Source organism: Armatimonadota bacterium, from assembly GCA_035527535.1.
Lineage (GTDB): Bacteria > Armatimonadota > Hebobacteria.
Window position 1 is genome coordinate 1 of record DATLAK010000158.1, and the last position, 3116, is coordinate 3116.

The window sequence follows — 3116 nt, forward strand, 5'->3', positions numbered from 1 at the left end:
CTTACGCGGATGCGCCTGGCAACGTCCTCGTCCACGTTGATCGGCCATTGAGAGATAGCGCCCGCGGTCACGGGGAGAGGGTTCAGAAGCTCGCCCTCCGCGGCCTCGTTGGCCCAGAAGTTGACCACGATGTAGTTGAAGGAGGGCTCCATCGCGTAGGCGTAGCCGGAGGTCCCAACTACCTCGCGGTCGGCGGTGCCTTTTCCGCCGTAGCACTCCACCCACATGGACTCCCAGTCGGCCCACGATGGATCGGCGGAGCGCGTGGCCTGTATCAGGACCTGCCCAGGGCGTAGGGCGTAGTAGTTCGTGCCCGGCCCGAAGACGAGGTTGTGGCGCCGGTACTCCATGCCCGAGCGCCATGTCCAGAGTCTGCCGGCGCTGGTGAGCGGCACGTCGCTGAAGCTGAATGTGCCGTCGGGTGCGGTGGTCGCCATGGTGTAGCCGGTGTAGCTCCCCGTGGCGCCGCGGTAGCTCAGCTCGATATCGGTGCCGCCCACCGGGGAACCGGCGTAGTCGAGCACGATGCCAGCCACCGTACATGTGCCGCTTGCGACGGCGCGCTGGGGGATGCGGGGGGCAATGTCGCCGGCGCCGCTCGCGTCATTCGTCCGCATCGACGCCGGAGTTTGGCTGTTGCGCCCGAGGGAGCCGCTGCCGGCGGCAGCGCTTTCAGCGGGCGCCGCGCTCTTCTCGATGGTGATGTCGTATGGGCTGGCCCCGGCAGGGCTCGCGACGATGAGCACGGCGACAGCAGCGAGTAGCAGCATTCTAAGCGGTCCCATTCTGGCTCTGGCCTCCTTGGGAGTCATCCCTGCGGCCGCGGCGGCAGGCTGAAGCATCGCATTCGCGCAGTATAGGACCAGTGCCGCTGGCGACTCAAGGCCTACTCGTTCGCGTCTGCTACAATCAGTCCTTGGTTCACACGCGTTTCGCATGGCATCGCGACTCGTGCGGGCCGACCCCCAAGACCCTTGGATGGAGCCTCCTCTGCGCTTCCTGCCTGAAGATATTCGTGCCTTGGCCGCGGCCGACGACGTCACCGGCCTGACGCGCGCGCTTCGTTTCGCGCGGCGGCGGGACGCGATCCGCGCGGCGCACTTCGCCCTCGTGTCTCTGGGTGAGAAAGCCGTGGAGCCTCTCGTCGCCTTCATGCGGGACGATCTCACCGAGCGCGGACAGCGTGCCTGGTGGACGCTGATGCGGATCGGCCGGCCGGCGCAGGATCCGGTCATCGAGTGCCTTGTCTCCAGCCCCATTCCTGCCGCGCGGGCCGCTGCCACCTTGGTCCTGGGGCATGTCGGGGCGCGCTCCGCCGATCGCCATCTGGTGCGCGCGCTGGACGACTCTGACGACGGCGTCAAGCTGGCCGCCACGCTGATGCTCGGGTCGCGTCTCTGCTCGGAGGCAGTGCCGGGTCTGTTGCGCATTCTGACTCGGGGGCAGTTCGATGACCCATACGCGCCTCATCCCGACCAGCTCTCGCTGTCTCTGCCCGGTGTCGAGGCGTACGGGGAGGTCCTGCAGCCCGAGGACAGTGGGTACGGCGACGCTGCTTCGCAGCGCAGCACTGCGTCTCTCGAGTCCCTGGTCGTGCCCTACGAGCGTGGTCTCGCCGACGATGCCGAGGCGTATCTCGAGGTCATGAGCGATGCCGGCGCCGCCGAGGGCTTCTCCAGAGATAGATCGAGAGACAAGGTCGTCCCGGTGTGGGTGAGCGCGCCATGGAACCACTGGAACACGGATGGTCTGCGTCAGGCGGCGGCGCTTTCGCTCGGCCGTATCGGCGACTCGAGGGCTGTCGAGAGTCTCGCCCGCTGCGCCGACGACGAAAACGAGCCGCTCATGCTGCGCGCGTACGCGATCGACGCGCTCGGCGTCATCGGCGACAATCGGGGCTTCGACGTCGTGTACGATGCTCTTCGCGAAGAGGAACTCGAAGACGAAGCCTTGTACGCCCTGGGCAGATTCGCCGATATGCGGGCGCTCGTGCCGCTGGCGCGGGCGGCCTTGTCCGACGACAGCATCAATCGCATCTGTGCGATCGGCGCATTGTCCAGCTTGGGAGATCGCGCCGCGCTGCCCTATCTGCACCGTCTGACCCTGGACCCCGACACGTTCATCGTTCGGCAGGCGCTGCGAGGGCTGGGCAGGCTGGGTTCGCAGGCGGCTCTCGAGACGGTCGCGGCCCAGCTCACGCACGTCGACCCGCAAGTGCGCCAGGAGGCCGCCGCCGCTCTGCACTGGGCGCACCGGCAACGCGCTGCGCAGAAGTCCGGGTCGATCTGGGATCCGTAAGGTCTCGAGACGGGCTGGGGCGACCCTACAGCCGCGCCCGGAACTTCCTGACTTCCGCCGCGTACCAATCGCCGGCGTAGTTCTTGGCGCCGGTGTAGTCGCGGAAGTAGCGTGACTTGTCGGCCATCGCGTGACCGATGATGTTGGTCTTCTTGATCGCGAAGCGCAGCTTGAGGTAGCGCACCAGCCGGAGGCCGGCGCGCATCTGCTTGTCGCGTGCGAGGATCTGGCGGTCCATCCAGTGGCCGTCCCTGCCCCTCTTGGTCTCCTGTACGAACTCGATGCCGATCGCCGTCCAGTTCATGCCGATGGCGTGGCGACCGCGCAGAGACAGGGGCACGCACTGGTAGATGGTGCCGCCCTTCCCGATGATGAAGTGCGCGGCGACGCCCGGCTTCTCGTGGTTGTAGGCAGTGTTGTTCTGGAAGGTCCACCAGGCGCTCTGCCACTGCGCGCCGGCGGTGTGGTGGAGCACGACGACCTTGGGCTTGGTGAGCCAGTAGGTGTGCTGGTGGTAGTGGCGCTTGCTGTAGCCGGCCATCTGCGCGCGGCGTGTGGCGCCGAAGCTGATGTACTTCTTGACGATCGGCGGCTTGATGTCGGCCGCCGTGGTCGCGGCGGCCGAAGCCGGGGCGAGGGCGGCGAGCAGGAGAAGGGCCGCGGAGAGGCTCGCGCAGAGCGCGAGCGCCACCGCGACCCTCCTGACGGCGTGGGTGTGGCGGTTCATGCGTACAGCATACGCCACCGCGACGTCGGTGCAGTAGTGGCTTGGGGCTTCAGTAGCGCCCCAAAAGCTTCCAGATGAAGCGGTGCGGCGA

General features: G+C 67.3%; 3 protein-coding genes. 1 reads left to right on the forward strand and 2 read right to left on the reverse strand.

From position 1 onward, the window contains the following. A partial coding sequence (locus VM221_11155; protein HUT75373.1) for a carboxypeptidase-like regulatory domain-containing protein occupies window positions 1–785 on the reverse strand: 785 nt, incomplete at its 3' end. Window positions 786–978: 193 nt separating this feature from the next. Here VM221_11155 and VM221_11160 point away from each other — a divergent pair. Next, the gene (locus VM221_11160; protein ID HUT75374.1) at window positions 979–2298 is read left to right on the forward strand and encodes a HEAT repeat domain-containing protein; all 1320 of its coding nucleotides are present in this window, start codon (window positions 979–981) and stop codon (window positions 2296–2298) included. A gap of 25 nt (window positions 2299–2323) precedes the next feature. Here the strand turns inward: VM221_11160 and VM221_11165 are convergent, their stop codons facing one another. After that, window positions 2324–2989, reverse strand: coding sequence for a peptidoglycan recognition family protein (locus VM221_11165; GenBank protein ID HUT75375.1), 666 nt, complete (start codon window positions 2987–2989; stop codon window positions 2324–2326). Window positions 2990–3116 lie beyond the last annotated feature (127 nt).

What these genes read in the sequence shown, in the direction of transcription:
- VM221_11160 (HUT75374.1), top strand. Translation starts at nt 979, where the DNA reads ATGGAGCCTCCTCTGCGCTTCCTGCCTGAAGATATTCGTGCCTTGGCC.